Source organism: Rhizobium sp. C4 (genome assembly GCF_021026315.1).
In the GTDB taxonomy this organism is placed as follows: Bacteria; Pseudomonadota; Alphaproteobacteria; order Rhizobiales; family Rhizobiaceae; genus Ensifer_A.
In genome coordinates this window covers 70,633-86,069 of sequence record NZ_JAJNCX010000010.1, presented here as the reverse complement: position 1 = coordinate 86,069, position 15,437 = coordinate 70,633, and the positions used below count along the sequence as shown (strand labels likewise).

Genomic DNA, 15,437 nt, shown 5'->3' with positions numbered 1-15,437 from the left:
CGCTCCCGCCGGGCAGGGCGCATGTTGCCCGCGCCCTAGCACAGTTACCCGCCCCGGAAAACCGCAAGAGGCAAATTATCGGGCTTTTAGGCGGCCCTTTTGCTCAAGACGCCAGCCGATTTCCGGCAATTTGCCGACATCAAAGACGATTTCGAGCTGGCGCGAGCCGCGAATGCCGGAGGAGTCGGCAAAGAACACGTCTTCGCCCACCTCTATCTTGGCGTCGATGCAGGTAAACGACCAGGTCTGCGCATCGGGCGCGACCAGCAGAACCTCGTTGTCGTCCACCGGACGGATCTGGATCGAGGGATGGATATGAAAACGCGCCGTTGCCTGGAAGCCGCAATTCTCCGGCGGCTCCACACCGCCCTTGCCCATGAAGCGGTCGCCGCCGCGAATGATCGTGCCGCTGGGATGAAGCTGGAGGCTGCGCTCGTGATAGAGCCCGAACTTCTCCAGATAGCCGTCATGGCTGGCAACCAGGATTTCACCCTGCGGATCTTCCTTTCGGGTCGCATCGACACGACTGACCCCGCCGGTCACGACGATGCCGAGATCGGAAAGCCGGCCGAAGCTGTGCGTGGACGTGTCGTTCAACGTCACCGTGGAATGCGCCGCGGTGGAGCGGGCAAGCTGGCGATAATCCTCGGGTCCGTAAAGCGGCGATCCGGAATTGACGATCAGCCGATGACCGCCGGAGGAGAGCTCGAAAGAGAGGCAACCGGCATGGGCGTGCGTCGAGGTTTCCTGCGTGATCGGATAGCCGGTATCGACGATGATCGCCGAACTGCTCGTGCCGATGCGCTGGTAGCGCATGTAGGGCATGGCGCGAAACGGCTGGCCGGCGGATTCGTCATAGCGCAGCACCGCGACAAGCTCGGTGGCAAGCGTTGCGGTCGCGCCATTGAAGAGGCTGAGTTCGCCGCTCTGGTGGCGGAAAAAGCGCAAGGCCGGAAACATCCGGTCAATCGCCGGGATCAGCCGCGACGGCATTTCATAGCCGAGATTGACGTAGGTCTGCCGCAGCGGCAGCAATTCCATCAGGAGATCGAGAATGGCGCGCGGATTACGCGAAATATGCCCGCCATCGGGCAAAACCTGCCGGTCAAGCTCCCGGTCGAGGTTGGCGCCGGCGCGCTGGACGGCGGCAAGCGTGGTGGGCAGCGACAGGCTCGCCATGGCAAGCGCGATACGAATGCGCATGATCTCCATGCCGTCGCCCGCCGTCGGTGCGACCGAGCGGAGATAATCGACATGCATGCCGATGCTCTTGAGAAACCGGCGATAGAATCCCAGTTGCGCCGACTTCAGGATGACCGGCGAATGCGACAGCCAGGACATGAGCCGCAGCGCCGCCGTCTGCGGCCGCCAGACCGCGCTGTCATCGGGCCAGCGATGGCGCGCGATCCAGTCCTGGGCAATTTCCTGTGCGCGCTGGAAATGCTTGTCGCTCTTCGTCGCCCTGAAATCGCGCAGCCAGACGAAGGAATGCAGCCGCGTCGCAAATTCGGGCGAGGGCGGATCGAGATCGAAGACCGATTCGTTGCCGGCATCGAGCGTGCGCCCGGCAAGCGTGAAGCGACCGTTGACGATTTCCTCGGCAATGAAGGGATCGGAGGCGCGCAGGTCCGTCGGCGCGACCAGGAGCTTTTCCGGGGCTTTTCTGAAGGTCTGCCGGAAACGAAAAACGCCGCCGTTTGCCGCCTGATGGACTTGGCGGACGCCGCTCCTCATGTAGAGGGTGGACAAAATCTTGCGGCCGAATGGCGCCATGCTGACAGAACTCTAGAGCAATTCCAGCAAACGTGCTGAGCGGTTTTGCGATCGGAATTGCGTGGAAAAAAAGCGAGAGTGTTTCAGGCGCTCTCCCCATGCCTGATCGACCCGAGCATTCGAACAGGATTCCTAGGCATAATCTGCCGTTGCGTCAATTCGAGACGCCGGGAAGAGCTGTTGATGGTAAATTAGCGAAGCGGCAAGCGTACCGCGTCGCGCGCGTCAACCTCAGGCGTCGCGCCTCAGCACGCAGGCGTAGAACCCGTCCATGCCGCTTGCCGCTGCCGTCTCGCCCTTCAGCATCGACGGTGTCGTGCGAACCTCACCCTTGGAGGAGATCGCCTCGGCAAGCCCCGGCAGAACCGATGCCGTAACCGGAACAAGCGAAACGTTCGCCATCGACCGAAGCAGCCGCTCGATCATCTCTTCGCCCTCGATCGGATCGAGCGAGCAGTTGGAAAAGACGACAATGCCACCTGGCTTGACCAGCGATAGCGCGTGGCGCAGCAGACGTTCCTGCACGCCGGCAAGCTTGCGCACATCGTCCAGCCCCTTGGTCCAGGGAACATCCGGATGGCGCCGCGCCGTGCCGGTGGAGGAGCAGGGCGCATCGAGAAGCGCGGCATCAAAGAGCTCGTCCGGCTGATAATCGCCCGCATTGCGTTCGATCAGTTCGGCGTCGAAGCGCAGGCGGTCGAGATTTTCGCGCAGGCGCTTCAGCCGGTTCGTCGACATGTCGAGCGCGGTGACCTTGGCGCCAGCATGGATGAGCTGCGCCGTCTTGCCCCCGGGTGCAGCACAGAGATCGACCACCCGCTTGCCCTGAAGATCGCCGAAGAGGCGGGCCGGGATCGCGGCAGCCGCATCCTGCACCCACCATTCGCCATCCGCATAGCCTTCGAGATCGACGACGGAGCCTTCGTAATCGGCAAGGCGAACACTGCCTGTCGGCAAGACCACGCCGCCCAGACGCTTCGCCCAGCCTTCAGGATCGGACTTGACCGTGAGATCGATCGCCGCCGGCGCCAGATGCGCCTCCGCAATGGCAAGGGCAGCCTCCGGCCCATAAACGGCCTTGAGTCGACCCTGGAACCATTCGGGAAGGGCAGGCACCGAAGCACCGACCTCGGACAGCAGGCGTTCCTTCTCGGATGAAAGCCTACGCAGCAGCGCATTGACGAGGCTGGCAAAACGCTTGTTGCGCGGATCGTCATTGGCCTGCTCGACAGCAAGATCGACAGCGGCGCGATCCGGCACATCGAGATAAAGAATCTGGGCGGCGGCGACCGCCAGAACATGCTGAAGCGCGCGTGCGCCATCCGGCAACGGCGTCTTCAGAAGCGAGCCGATCATCGCGTCGATGCGCGGCAGATGGCGAAGTGCCGAATTGAGGATCGCCCGCACAAGGCCGCGGTCGGCCGGCGAAAGCGCCAAATAGGCGGGGTTGCCGCTGGTGTTGTCGAGCATCCCGTCCAGCGAGGCCTTCTTGTCAATGACAGCAGCCAGCAGGCGAGAAGCCGCCTGTCGCGCGGCAAGGCCGGGTTTTTCGGGAGCATTCGTGCCGCCATGAAAGGCGGAGCCCGGCTTCGGCCGGACCGGTTTTGTCGTCAAGACCAGGGTCCTTTGGATGAGTTTGACCGCCCCGCACCCGAAGAAACACTCGGCACGGATCGCGCATTGCGCGTCGGATTAGCAGTCGGACGCTGCGGCGTCGATCCGAAATTGCCGCCGGAGGCCATTTTTTCGAGTTCCGCGACGCGATTGTCGGTGTTCGGATGCGTCGAAAACAGATTGTCCATGCGCTCGCCGGAGAGCGGATTGATGATGAACATATGCGCGGTCGCCGGATTATGTTCGGCCTGAACATTCGGCACCTGATGCGCATAGGCCTCGATCTTGCGCAGCGCAGAGGCGAGCCAGAACGGCTGGCCGCAGATTTCAGCCCCGCGCCGATCCGCCTCATATTCGCGCGTCCGGCTGATCGCCATCTGCACCAGCATGGCGGCAAAGGGCGCAACGATCATCGCAATCAGCGTACCGACAATGCCGAAACCATTGTTTTCGCGGCGATCGCCGAAGAAGAAGGCGAAATTGCCGAGCATGGAAATGGCGCCCGCAAGCGTCGCGGTAATCGTCATGGTCAGCGTGTCGCGATGTTCGATATGGGCCAGCTCATGCGCCATTACGCCGGCGACTTCCTCCTGGCTGAGCGCATTGAGAAGGCCGACAGAGGCCGCCACGGCAGCGTTCTGCGGGTTGCGCCCGGTCGCAAAGGCATTCGGCTGCTCGGAATTGATGATGTAGACGCGCGGCATGGGCAGGCCGGCGCGCTGCGCGAGATCGCGCACGAGCCCATAATATTCGGGCGCGCTCTGTGCATCGACCTCCTGCGCCCCATACATGCGCAGAACCATGCTATCGGCATTCCACCAGGAAAACAGGTTTGTCGCGGCGGCAACGAAGAAGGCGATCATCATGCCCGTCTTACCACCCAGCGCAAATCCGACCGCCATGAACAAGGCGGTCATGAAGGCGAGCAGCATGGCAGTTCTCATCGTATTCATCGTCGTTCCTCGTAACGGCGCGTCAAGCGGCATCGATTGGCCGCACAAGTCCTTTTGCAGCGGCGCGAATGCCCTTATATGATGGATATTCGAGGCCTTGAGTTCAATATGATGAGACTGCGATGACAAACCAGAGCGCGCCGATGGAACCCCGGACGGAAGCTCACACCGAGCCCGCCACGGAACCCAAGAAGGAATTGTCAGCGGCCGCCAAACGTGCGCTCGCCGAAGCCGAGGCACGACGCCAGGCGGAGCAGCAGACGGAGCAAGCAAGGGAAATCGGCGGACGCGGCGGTGCCGATCCGGCACGTTTCGGCGATTGGGAAATCAAGGGCCGCGCCATCGACTTCTGATATCGGTAATTATTCCTATTCTCCATGACAGAGAATAGGTTTATATTCCTCTTATGATCCGAGTCGTTGCCACAGTCACCATTCTCCTGAACCTGACCGCGCCGGCAGGGTCCATGGAAACCGCCATGCGGCAGATCAAGGGACCGATCGCGGCGGATGTTCTGCGTGTGCTGGATGGCGATACGGTCGAGGTTCGCGCCTATCCCTGGCCGCAGCAGAGTGTGGATGTGCTGGTGCGGCTACGCGGCATCGATGCGCCGGAAATTCATTCGAAATGTGAAGCGGAGCGGGCGAGGGCGGAGATCGCCCGCGATCGTTTGTCGGGCATGGTCGCCGGACAGAAACACGTCCTCCTGACCGATATCGGTGGCGACAAATATTTCGGCCGTATCGTTGCCAATCTCGGCCTTCAGGACGGTGAGGACGCGGCCAGCACGCTCATCCTCGAAAACCTCGTCCAGCCCTATGACGGTGGCCGCAAGGATCATCCATTCTGTCAGTGAGACAGAACGCAAAAGACCCGGCACAAGGCCGGGTCTCCAATTGGCGAGCGGCGTAAAACTCAGCCCTTGCGGTTCTGCCGGTTCTCGATCAGGTCTTCGACCACGGTCGGATCGGCAAGCGTCGACGTGTCGCCCAGCGAACCGAAATCATCCTCGGCGATCTTGCGCAGAATGCGGCGCATTATCTTGCCCGAGCGGGTCTTCGGCAGGCCCGGCGCGAACTGGATCTTGTCCGGCGAGGCGATCGGACCGATCTCCTTGCGGACATGGGCGACGAGATCCTTGCGCAGCTGCTCGCTGCCCTCGTGGCCGGTCATCAGCGTCACATAGCAATAGATGCCCTGACCCTTGAGATCGTGCGGATAGCCCACCACGGCGGCTTCCGACACGGCGTCATGGGAAACGAGCGCCGATTCGACCTCTGCCGTCCCCATGCGATGGCCCGACACGTTGATCACATCATCGACGCGGCCGGTGATCCAGTAGTAGCCGTCCTCATCGCGGCGGCAGCCGTCGCCGGTGAAATACTTGCCCTTGTAGGTCGAGAAATAGGTCTGGATGAAACGCTCGTGGTCGCCATAAACCGTGCGGGCCTGACCCGGCCAGGAATCGGTGATGCAGAGATTGCCGTCGGTCGCACCGTCCAGAACCTTGCCTTCCGAATCGACCAGCTGCGGCTTGACGCCAAAGAAGGGCCGCGTCGCAGAACCCGGCTTCAGGTCCGTGGCGCCCGGCAGCGGCGTGATCATGACGCCACCGGTTTCCGTCTGCCACCAGGTATCAACGATCGGGCAGCGCTTGTCGCCGACCACGTTGTAATACCATTCCCAGGCTTCCGGGTTGATCGGCTCGCCGACCGAACCCATCGTGCGCAGGCTTGCCCGCGACGCGCGTTTCACGAACTGGTCGCCCGCGCCCATCAGCGCGCGGATGGCGGTCGGCGCCGTGTAGAAAATGTTGACCTTGTGCTTGTCGACCACATCCCAGAAGCGGCCGGCATCCGGATAGTTCGGCACGCCTTCGAACATCAGCGTCGTCGCACCGTTCGCCAGCGGCCCGTAGACGATGTAGGAATGGCCCGTGACCCAGCCCACATCAGCCGTGCACCAGTAGATGTCGCCTTCCTGGTAGTCGAAGACATATTGATGCGTCATCGAGGCGTAGACGAGATAGCCGCCCGTCGTGTGCAGCACGCCCTTCGGCTTGCCGGTCGAGCCGGAGGTGTAGAGGATGAAGAGCGGGTCTTCCGCCTTCATCTTGGCCGGCGGGCAGTCCGGCTTCGCGGCCTTCGTCGCCTCGTGGTACCAGATATCGCGCGTCTCGAACCATTCGGTCTTTCCGCCGGTGCGGCGAACGACGAGAACCTTGTCCACCTCGACGCCCGAACGCGAGGCAATTTCGATGGCAAGGTCGGTATTGTGCTTCAGCGGCACCGTCTTGCCGCCACGCAGGCCCTCGTCCGCCGTGATGACGAAATTCGACTGGCAGTCGATGATGCGGCCGGCCAGCGCGTCCGGCGAGAAGCCGCCGAAGACGATGGAGTGAATGGCCCCGATGCGGGCGCAGGCGAGCATCGCATAGGCCGCTTCCGGGATCATCGGCATGTAGATGGTGACGCGGTCGCCCTTCTTGACGCCGTTCGACTTCAGCACATTGGCGAGCCGGCAGACCTGGTCGTAAAGTTCGCGATAGGTGATCTTCTTGTCGTCATACGGGTTGTCGCCTTCCCAGATGATGGCGACCTGATCCCCGCGCGACACCAGATGGCGGTCGATGCAGTTATAGGCGACGTTGGTGATCCCGTCCTCGAACCACTTGATCGAGACCTTGCCGGTAAAGGACGTGTTCTTGACCTTGGTGAACGGCTTGAACCAGTCGATGCGGGTCCCGTGCTTGGCCCAGAACCTCTCCGGATTGTCGGAGCTTTCCTTGTACCACTTCAGGTATTTGTCATTGTCGATCAGTGTCCGCGATTTCGCGGTCTTCAATACGGGATAGGTCGTGCCTGACATGAACGCTCCTCCGAAACTCCTCGCAAACGTGAAAGCCCCGCCGTCTCCCGACTGGCTTGAGGGGCATCACGCGAATCCTCTTGCTGAACCCGAGACTTAAGTAAGCCCCCCTTTCAGCGACGGGCAACCTCCGACCCGCTTGAATTCAAGTTTTATCATCTAAAAACAAGCTATCAATGCGACTTTGGTCATTTGTCGCAACCCGAATTGCAATTCTGCGTCAAAACGGCTATAGGAACTTCCATATCCCGGAAATCAAGAGTGGTACTACCACGGCCCGCGACACCGGCGCGGACGACTGAAGGACTCTATGCATGGCCCAACAATTGCTGATGCCCAAGGCGACCGCCGTCTGGCTTGTCGACAATACTGCCCTGTCATTCGAGCAGATTGCACAGTTCTGCAAGCTGCATCCGCTGGAAGTCAAAGCAATTGCAGACGGCGAGAGCGCGCAGGGCATCAAGGGCCTCGATCCTATTTCCACCGGCCAGCTTTCGCGCGAGGAAATCGCCCGCGCTGAAGGCAACCCGGCCCACAAGCTGAAGCTTTCCGACCCCAAGGTCCGCGTGCCGGAATCCAAGCGCAAGGGTCCGCGTTACACGCCGGTCTCCAAGCGTCAGGACCGTCCGAACGCCATTCTCTGGCTCGTTCGCAACCATCCGGAACTGAAGGACGCACAGATTTCGCGCCTGGTCGGCACGACGAAGTCGACCATCCAGCAGATCCGCGAGCGCACCCACTGGAATTCGGCAAACCTTGCCGCCATGGACCCCGTCACGCTCGGCCTCTGCTCGCAGATCGATCTCGACCTCGAAGTCGAAAAGGCCGCCAAGGGCCGTCCGCTGCCGACCGCTGAAGAACTCGGCGCGACGCTGCAGCCGGCGCGCGAAACCGAACGCTATCCTTACGGCGACGATGCGCCGGAAGAAAAGTCGCTCGATGCAGATGCCGTTTTCGCCAAGCTCAAGTCGCTCAAGTCGACCCGCAACGACGACGAAGACGAAGACAATTTCTGAGCCGATTGGTATCGCTCAAAAAAGAAACCCGGCCATCGAGCCGGGTTTTTTATTGCCTTGGAATGCCTGATTCACGTGAAACCGAAGGTGCGCCGCACCTTACAGGACATGTGGATGCGGCAAGCCATGCGCCTTCAGGGCGGCCTCGATTTCGCCGAGCACCGCCGGGTCCTCGATGGTCGCCGGCATCTTCCAGGTCTCGCCGTCGGCGATCTTCTGCATCGTGCCGCGCAGCACCTTGCCGGAACGCGTCTTCGGCAGCCGCTTCACGCAGGTCGCCAGCTTGAAGGCGGCGACCGGGCCGATGTGGTGGCGAACGAGCTCGATCACTTCCTTCTCGATCGTGCGCTCAGGTTTCGTCACCCCGCTGTTCAGCACCAGGAAGCCGCAGGGCACCTGACCCTTGATGTCATCCTGAACGCCAATGACGGCGGCTTCGGCCACATCCGGATGGCTGGCGCAGACTTCCTCCATCGCCCCGGTCGACAGGCGATGGCCGGCGCAATTGATGATGTCATCGGTACGCGCCATGATGAAGAGATAGCCATCCTCATCGATATAGCCGGCATCCGCCGTCTTGTAATAGCCCGGAAACTCTTCGAGATAGGCCTTCTTGAACCGCTCGTCTGCGTTCCAGAGCGTCGGCAGGCTGCCAGGGGGCAGGGGGAGTTTCACGACGACATTGCCCAGCGTGCCGGCCGGCACCGCATGGCCCGCATCGTCGAGAACCTGCACGTCATAGCCCGGCATCGGGACGGTCGGCGAACCGTATTTGATCGGCAGGAGCCCAAGGCCGGCTGGATTGCCCGCAATCACCCATCCCGTTTCCGTCTGCCACCAGTGGTCGACGACGGGGATTTTCAGATGCTGCTCCGCCCATTTGATCGTGTCCGGGTCGGCGCGTTCGCCGGCCAGAAACAGGGTGCGCAGGGACGGCATCGGAATATCATTGAGGAAGGCGCCTGTCGGGTCTTCCTTGCGGATGGCGCGAAACGCCGTGGGCGCCGTGAAGAACGAGACGACGGAATGTTTCTGGATGACGCGCCAGAACGTCCCGGCATCCGGCGTCCCGATCGGCTTGCCCTCGAACAGAACGGACGTGTTGCCCGAGATCAGCGGTCCATAGACGATGTAGGAATGGCCGACGACCCAGCCGATATCCGAGGCCGCCCAGAAGGTCTCGCCCGGTTTCACACCGTAGAAATTGCGCATGGTCCAATGGAGCGCGACGAGGTGGCCGCCATTGTCTCGCACCACACCCTTGGGCTGGCCCGTCGTGCCGGATGTGTAGAGCACATAAAGCGGATCGGTCGCGGCGACCGGGACACATTCGATGTCTCCACCGCGATGTCTCGCCACCAGCACCTCAAAATCGTGATCCATCCCCCCCGTCAGCGGCGCGGTGAGTTCCGGCCGCTGGTAGAGCAGGCAGGCTGCGGGCTTGTGGCTGGCGAGTTCAATCGCCTCATCCAGCATCGGCTTGTAGGGAACGACACGGCCTGGCTCAAGGCCGCAGCTCGCCGAAATGATGAGCTTGGCCTTGCTGTCATCGATGCGGGTGGCAAGCTCCGGCCCGGCAAAGCCGCCGAAGACAACGGAATGCACCGCGCCAAGCCGTGCGCAGGCGAGCATGGCAAGCACCGCCTGAAGGATCATCGGCATGTAGATGATGACACGATCACCCTTTTCGACGCCAAGCGAGCGCATGGAAAGCGCAATCGCCTTCACCTCGGCAAGTGCTTCCGAATAGGTAATCGCCGAGGACCGTCCTGTGATCGGGCTTTCGATGACAAAGGCATTCCGGTCGCCAAGCCCGGCCTGAACATGACGGTCGAGCGCATTGTAGCAGGTATTGGTCACCCCATCCGGAAACCAGCGTCCGTAAACGCCGGCTGACCCATCGAAAGCCGTAGTCGGCTTTTCAAACCAGTCGATCGCTTCCGCCTGCCGCATCCAGAAAGCTTCCGGATCGGTTTTCCAAGCCGCATAGGCGGCATCATATCCCTGACGCATGTGTTCCTCCCGGCGCGGTCCCAGTCGCGCTACAGGAGGGGAAGTTTAGCGGACACCAATGCGTCTAAGAACCCCGACAAAAGGCCAATGCATGCGCCGGGTGCTATGCGTGCTGCAGATAGGCCCGATTGCCGAAGATGGCCGAGCCGACGCGAACGCTGGTGGCGCCGAATTCGATCGCGGTCTGGTAGTCCGACGACATGCCCATGGAGAGCTTCGTGAGCCCGCATTTGCCGGCCAGTTTCGCCAGCAGCGCAAAATGCGGCCCCGGATTTTCCTCGGCCGGCGGAATGCACATGAGGCCGACGACCGGCAGCGACAGTTCGTCCCGGCAGAGATTGACGAAATCGACCGTATCGTCCGGCGCAATGCCGGCCTTCTGCGGCTCAAGCCCGGTGTTGACCTGAACATAGAGCTGCGGCCGGCGGCCCTGCTTCGCCATCTCGTCAGCAATCGCCCGCGCAATCTTCTCGCGATCGATGGTCTCGATCACGTCGAACAGAGCGACCGCTTCTCCAGCCTTGTTGGACTGCAATGGCCCGATCAGATGCAGTTCGATACCCGTAAAGGCCTCGCACAGACCCGGCCATTTCGCCTTGGCCTCCTGAACCTTGTTCTCGCCGAACACGCGCTGACCTGCTTCAAGGGCAGGGCGGATCTCGTCCGCCTCGAATGTCTTCGACACCGCAACGAGAGACGCGGCGCCCGCAGCCCGGCCTGCAGCCTTTTCCGCCCGCGCAATCTCGGCCTTCACCGCGTTCAGCCTGTCCTGAAGTTCCATCGTGCTATTCCCTTTGCATGCCTTAACACCCATTTATGCTGCCTGACGCAAATTTGGAACCTGAATGGTTCTCATTTTTGCCGCGCCATCACCGCTGACCTTAGCGAAATGCCCGAAAAACTTGACGCTTCCGGCATTTCGTGATGAAGGTCGCCCCCAAATTCTTGATCTATCCGGAACAGTCGAATCATGGCCACAGAACGCTATAACCCGCGCGACGCTGAACCCCGCTGGCAGGCGGAATGGAACGCCCTCGAGATCTTCAAGACCGACAACGACGATCCGCGCGACAAATATTACGTCCTTGAGATGTTCCCCTATCCGTCGGGACGCATCCATATGGGCCATGTGCGCAACTACGCCATGGGCGACGTCGTCGCGCGCTACAAGCGGGCCCGCGGCTATAACGTTCTGCACCCGATGGGCTGGGACGCCTTCGGCATGCCGGCGGAAAACGCCGCTATGCAGAACAAGATCCATCCCAAGGAATGGACCTACGCCAATATCGCCACCATGCGCGGCCAGCTGAAATCCATGGGCCTGTCGCTTGACTGGTCGCGTGAATTCGCAACCTGCGACGTGGAATATTACCAGCGCCAGCAGAGCCTCTTCCTCGACTTCCTCGAAAAGGGCCTCGTCTATCGCAAGCAGTCGAAGGTCAACTGGGACCCGGTCGACCAGACCGTGCTTGCCAACGAGCAGGTGATTGACGGCCGCGGCTGGCGCTCCGGCGCGCTGGTGGAACAGCGCGAGCTGACGCAATGGTTCTTCAAGATCACGGATTTCTCGCAGGATCTGCTGGATTCGCTGGACGATCTCGACCAGTGGCCGGAAAAGGTCCGGCTGATGCAGAAGAACTGGATCGGCCGTTCCGAAGGCCTGACGCTGCGCTGGGAAACCGTCGGCAACGAACTGCCGGAAGAGTTCCGCGACGTCACCGTCTACACGACGCGCCCGGACACGCTGTTCGGCGCCTCCTTCCTGGCGATCGCTGCCGACCATCCGCTGGCCAAATATGTTGCCGCGAGCAATCCGGCTGTCGAAGCCTTTGCCGAGGAATGCCGCCGCGCCGGCACGTCTCTGGCGGCGCTGGAAACGGCTGAAAAGAAGGGCATGGATACGGGCGTCAAGGTCCGTCATCCCTTCGATCCTTCGTGGGAACTGCCGGTCTATGTCGCCAATTTCGTCCTGATGGACTATGGCACGGGCGCCATCTTCGGCTGCCCCGCCGGCGACCAGCGCGACCTGGATTTCGCCCGCAAATATGATCTGCCGGTCGTGCCGGTCGTCATGCCTGAAGGCGGAGATGCTAGCACCTTCACCGTGGGCGACACCGCTTACGATGGCGACGGCGTGATGATCAATTCGCGCTTCCTCGACGGCAAGTCCACCACGGACGCCTACCAGGAAGTCGCCGACCGTCTGAGCGCGACGCTGCTCGGCGGCAAGCCGCAGGCCGAGCGCAAGGTCAATTTCCGCCTGCGCGACTGGGGCATTTCCCGCCAGCGTTATTGGGGCTGCCCGATCCCGGTCATCCATTGCGATGATTGCGGCGTCGTGCCGGTTCCGAAAAAGGACCTGCCGGTTCAGCTGCCCGACGACATCAATTTCGACAAGCCGGGCAACCCGCTCGACCGTCACCCGACCTGGCGCAACGTGAAATGCCCGCATTGCGGCAAGGATGCCCGTCGCGAGACGGACACGATGGACACGTTCGTCGATTCGTCCTGGTATTTCGCCCGCTTTACGGCGCCGCGCGCTGACGAGCCGGTCATCACCGAAACGGCTGACGCCTGGCTGCCGGTTGACCAGTATATCGGCGGCATCGAGCATGCGATCCTGCATCTGCTCTATTCGCGCTTCTTCACCCGCGCCATGCGCGAAACCGGCCATGTGAACCTGAAGGAGCCCTTCAAGGGCCTCTTCACGCAGGGCATGGTCGTGCACGAAACCTACAAGATCGGTGAGGGCAGCAGTGGAACCTGGGTCCAGCCTTCGGAAATCCGTCTTGAAGAATCGGACGGTATCCGCCGCGCCTTCCATCTGGAGTCCGGTGAAGAAGTGACCATCGGCTCGATCGAAAAGATGTCGAAGTCGAAGAAGAATGTTGTCGATCCGGACGATATCATCGCCTCCTATGGCGCTGACACGGCCCGCTTCTTCATGCTGTCGGACTCGCCGCCGGAACGCGACGTGATCTGGACGGAAGCCGGCGTTGAAGCCGCCCATCGCTTCGTGCAGCGCATCTGGCGTCTGGTTTCCGAAGCAGCGCCGACGCTGAGCAACGTGAAACCGGCCCCGGCAGAGACCGGCGATGCTTTGCCGGTCTCACAGGCCGCGCACAAGACGCTCCTGGCCGTCGCCAATGACTTTGACCGTCTCGGCTTCAACAAGGCCGTGGCGCGCATCTATGAGCTCGTGAACGCCCTTGCAGCACCGCTGACCAAGGCCGCCAACGAAAAGGTCGATGACGCCTATGCATCAGCCCTGCGGGAAGCCACGCAAATCCTCATCCAGCTCTTCGCCCCGATCATGCCGCATCTGGCCGAAGAATGCTGGAAGGAGATTGGCTGCACGGGTCTCGTTTCCGACGCCGCGTGGCCGACCTATCTGGAAAGCCTCGTCGTCGAAAACACCGTCACGCTGCCGGTTCAGGTCAATGGCAAGAAGCGTGGCGAATTGACAATCGCGCGCGACGCGTCTCAGAGTGACGTCGAAGCCGCCGTGCTGGGACTCGATTTCGTGACCAGCGCTCTGGCTGGCGCAAAGCCTAAGAAGATCGTCGTCGTACCGCAAAGGATCGTCAATGTCGTCGTTTGATAAGCCGCTGTTTCGACGCGCTTTTGTGGGTGCCGTTCTGGCGGCGTCCGCGCTCGGCCTGAGCGCCTGCCAGGTGCAGCCGCTTTACGGCAAGTCCGGTCTGACGGACTCGCTGGCAAGCGTCGGGATCTCGGAGCCGAAGAACCGCGTGGAACAGTCGGTCCGCAATCAGATGATCTTCCTGCTCTCTGGCGGGGCAGGTGAGCCGGCAAACCCCGTCTACCAGCTGGAACTGCATGTCAGCTCCAGCAACGTGAACTATTTGTCGCAAATCTCGTCCAACCTGCCGCAGCCGGGTCGCGTGACGCTCTCCGCCCGCTACATCCTCACGCGGGACGGCAAGCTGATCAAGCAGGGCACGCAGCGCATGGATGCCCAGCTTGACTACACGAGCCAGCAATTCGCCCAGATCCGCGCCATTCGCGACGCCGAAGATCGCGCCGCGCGCGAGCTCGCGGAAGTCCTGAAGCTCGATATCGCAGCAGCGCTGTCGAAGTGATCATGCCATGTCGGAGCTGAAACCGCAGGAGTTCGAACGCCTCTTACGGTCCAGTTCCGCCCTGCCGCGCATGATCGTCATTTTCGGACCAGACAGGGGGCTCGTTTCCGAACGGGCCGAGGCTGCTGCTGCACGGACAGGCATTGCGCTCGACGATCCCTTCGCGGTCACGAAAATCGACGCCTCCGACCTGCAGAAGGCGCCTGGACGGCTGGTCGAGGAAATGCAGAGCATCGGCCTCTTCGGCGGCGAAAAGCTCGTCTGGGTGCGAAATGCAGCCAATGAGAAGGCTTTGGTTGACGGTCTCTCTGTCCTGACATCCGGGGAACCGCCGGAAGCCTATCTGATCATCGAGGCCGGCGACCTGAAAAAGGGCTCCGCGCTGCGAAAGGCGGCGGAAGCGGCCCGCACAGTGGCCTCGGTTCCCTGCTATGCGGATGATCAGGCAAGCCTCAATGGGCTGATCGACGACATTCTCAAAGAGACCGGGCAGCGCATCACACCCGGCGCCCGCGCCAGGCTCCTGGACAACCTCGGCGGCGACCGCCGCGCCAGCCGGGGCGAAATCCGCAAGCTCGCCCTCTATTGTGCACATGAGCCGCAGATCGAGGAACAGCACGTCCTCGATATCATCGGCGATGTCAGCGAAACCTCGCTGGACAATCTGATCGACGCCCTGCTGGCCGGCGACGCGAATACGATGATTGCAGCGCTGGAGTCGCTCATTTCTGCGAAAACAGCGATTTATCAGGTACTTAATGCTGTTCTTCGGCAATTCCAGATGCTTGATACGCTGCGCGCCGAAATGGACAAGTCCAGGCAGTCTGCCAGCCAGGTCATTCAGACCCACGGCAAGCACATCTTCTTCAAGCGCCGTAACGTCATCACGCAGGCGCTTTCTGTCTGGACGGCGCCGAAGCTCTCCAGGGAGCTCTCCCGGCTTCAGACCATGGTTCTGACCAGCCAGAAGAACCCACAGATTGCCGATAGCGTGGCCGCGCAACTCCTGCTCTCGCTGACACAGCAATCGGTGGCGCGCCGCTGAGCCGATCCGACGGGTCGAAAGACACCCATTCACCGGCGCTCAACGTGAAACCCGC

12 protein-coding genes are annotated in these 15,437 nt (G+C 61.6%); 6 read left to right on the top strand and 6 right to left on the bottom strand.

The genetic code is table 11. The features are described from left to right. Nucleotides 1–75: 75 nt before the first annotated feature. From LQK84_RS17235 to htpX, 3 genes are all read right to left on the bottom strand, one after another. Nucleotides 76–1,773 carry a heparinase II/III family protein gene (locus LQK84_RS17235; protein ID WP_230829964.1) on the bottom strand — a complete coding sequence of 566 codons (1,698 nt, stop codon included), beginning with the start codon at nt 1,771–1,773 and terminating at the stop codon, nt 76–78. A 231-nt stretch (nt 1,774–2,004) separates the two neighbouring features. Then, nucleotides 2,005–3,393 carry an RsmB/NOP family class I SAM-dependent RNA methyltransferase gene (locus LQK84_RS17230; RefSeq protein ID WP_442966980.1) on the bottom strand — a complete coding sequence of 463 codons (1,389 nt, stop codon included), beginning with the start codon at nt 3,391–3,393 and terminating at the stop codon, nt 2,005–2,007. Beyond that, the gene (gene htpX, locus LQK84_RS17225) at nt 3,384–4,340 is read right to left on the bottom strand and encodes a zinc metalloprotease HtpX (protein WP_230829962.1); all 957 of its coding nucleotides are present in this window, start codon (nt 4,338–4,340) and stop codon (nt 3,384–3,386) included. The genes LQK84_RS17230 and htpX overlap by 10 nt, the downstream gene beginning before the upstream one ends. Nucleotides 4,341–4,483: 143 nt before the next feature. Between htpX and LQK84_RS17220 the strand changes: the two genes are divergently transcribed. Together LQK84_RS17220 and LQK84_RS17215 are read left to right on the top strand one after the other, a co-directional pair. Further along, on the top strand, nt 4,484–4,693 hold the full coding sequence (locus LQK84_RS17220) for a DUF1674 domain-containing protein (RefSeq protein ID WP_230830070.1): 210 nt from the start codon (nt 4,484–4,486) through the stop codon (nt 4,691–4,693). Nucleotides 4,694–4,746: 53 nt separating this feature from the next. Then, nucleotides 4,747–5,196 carry a thermonuclease family protein gene (locus LQK84_RS17215; RefSeq protein ID WP_230829961.1) on the top strand — a complete coding sequence of 150 codons (450 nt, stop codon included), beginning with the start codon at nt 4,747–4,749 and terminating at the stop codon, nt 5,194–5,196. Nucleotides 5,197–5,255: 59 nt separating this feature from the next. On the opposite strand, the gene acs is transcribed toward LQK84_RS17215, so the two are convergent. Then, nucleotides 5,256–7,208 carry an acetate--CoA ligase gene (acs, locus tag LQK84_RS17210; RefSeq protein WP_230829960.1) on the bottom strand — a complete coding sequence of 651 codons (1,953 nt, stop codon included), beginning with the start codon at nt 7,206–7,208 and terminating at the stop codon, nt 5,256–5,258. Between the two features lie 314 nt (nt 7,209–7,522). Here acs and LQK84_RS17205 point away from each other — a divergent pair, with 314 nt between their 5' ends. Continuing rightward, nucleotides 7,523–8,224, top strand: coding sequence for a DUF1013 domain-containing protein (locus LQK84_RS17205; RefSeq protein ID WP_230829959.1), 702 nt, complete (start codon nt 7,523–7,525; stop codon nt 8,222–8,224). Between the two features lie 99 nt (nt 8,225–8,323). Here the strand turns inward: LQK84_RS17205 and LQK84_RS17200 are convergent, their stop codons facing one another. Then, nucleotides 8,324–10,237, bottom strand: coding sequence for a propionyl-CoA synthetase (locus LQK84_RS17200; RefSeq protein ID WP_230829958.1), 1,914 nt, complete (start codon nt 10,235–10,237; stop codon nt 8,324–8,326). 103 nt (nt 10,238–10,340) lie between these two features. Next, a complete protein-coding gene (locus LQK84_RS17195; RefSeq protein WP_230829957.1) occupies nt 10,341–11,018 on the bottom strand; it encodes a YggS family pyridoxal phosphate-dependent enzyme in 678 nt (225 codons plus the stop codon). A 189-nt stretch (nt 11,019–11,207) separates the two neighbouring features. On the opposite strand from LQK84_RS17195, the gene leuS reads away from it, so the two are divergent. From leuS to holA, 3 genes are read left to right on the top strand one after another with little or no spacing between them, the layout of a single operon-like run. Then, complete coding sequence (gene leuS / locus LQK84_RS17190) at nt 11,208–13,838, top strand: leucine--tRNA ligase (protein ID WP_230829956.1); 2,631 nt, start codon at nt 11,208–11,210, stop codon at nt 13,836–13,838. Beyond that, nucleotides 13,825–14,337 carry an LPS assembly lipoprotein LptE gene (gene lptE, locus LQK84_RS17185; protein ID WP_230829955.1) on the top strand — a complete coding sequence of 171 codons (513 nt, stop codon included), beginning with the start codon at nt 13,825–13,827 and terminating at the stop codon, nt 14,335–14,337. Before leuS ends, lptE begins: the two co-directional genes overlap by 14 nt. 7 nt (nt 14,338–14,344) lie before the next feature. Beyond that, nucleotides 14,345–15,382 (top strand): DNA polymerase III subunit delta, encoded by a 1,038-nt coding sequence (holA, locus tag LQK84_RS17180; protein WP_230829954.1) that lies wholly within the window; start codon nt 14,345–14,347, stop codon nt 15,380–15,382. The last annotated feature ends 55 nt before the right edge of the window (nt 15,383–15,437 follow it).

Bases quoted from the DNA above. Each gene is read 5' to 3' on its own strand.
- LQK84_RS17220 (WP_230830070.1), top strand. From the start codon at position 4,484: ATGGAACCCCGGACGGAAGCTCACACCGAGCCCGCCACGGAACCCAAG.
- LQK84_RS17195 (WP_230829957.1), bottom strand. From the start codon at position 11,018: ATGGAACTTCAGGACAGGCTGAACGCGGTGAAGGCCGAGATTGCGCGG.
- LQK84_RS17215 (WP_230829961.1), top strand. From the start codon at position 4,747: ATGATCCGAGTCGTTGCCACAGTCACCATTCTCCTGAACCTGACCGCG.
- holA (WP_230829954.1), top strand. From the start codon at position 14,345: ATGTCGGAGCTGAAACCGCAGGAGTTCGAACGCCTCTTACGGTCCAGT.
- leuS (WP_230829956.1), top strand. From the start codon at position 11,208: ATGGCCACAGAACGCTATAACCCGCGCGACGCTGAACCCCGCTGGCAG.
- LQK84_RS17235 (WP_230829964.1), bottom strand. From the start codon at position 1,773: ATGGCGCCATTCGGCCGCAAGATTTTGTCCACCCTCTACATGAGGAGC.
- LQK84_RS17205 (WP_230829959.1), top strand. From the start codon at position 7,523: ATGGCCCAACAATTGCTGATGCCCAAGGCGACCGCCGTCTGGCTTGTC.
- acs (WP_230829960.1), bottom strand. From the start codon at position 7,208: ATGTCAGGCACGACCTATCCCGTATTGAAGACCGCGAAATCGCGGACA.
- htpX (WP_230829962.1), bottom strand. From the start codon at position 4,340: ATGAATACGATGAGAACTGCCATGCTGCTCGCCTTCATGACCGCCTTG.
- LQK84_RS17200 (WP_230829958.1), bottom strand. From the start codon at position 10,237: ATGCGTCAGGGATATGATGCCGCCTATGCGGCTTGGAAAACCGATCCG.
- lptE (WP_230829955.1), top strand. From the start codon at position 13,825: ATGTCGTCGTTTGATAAGCCGCTGTTTCGACGCGCTTTTGTGGGTGCC.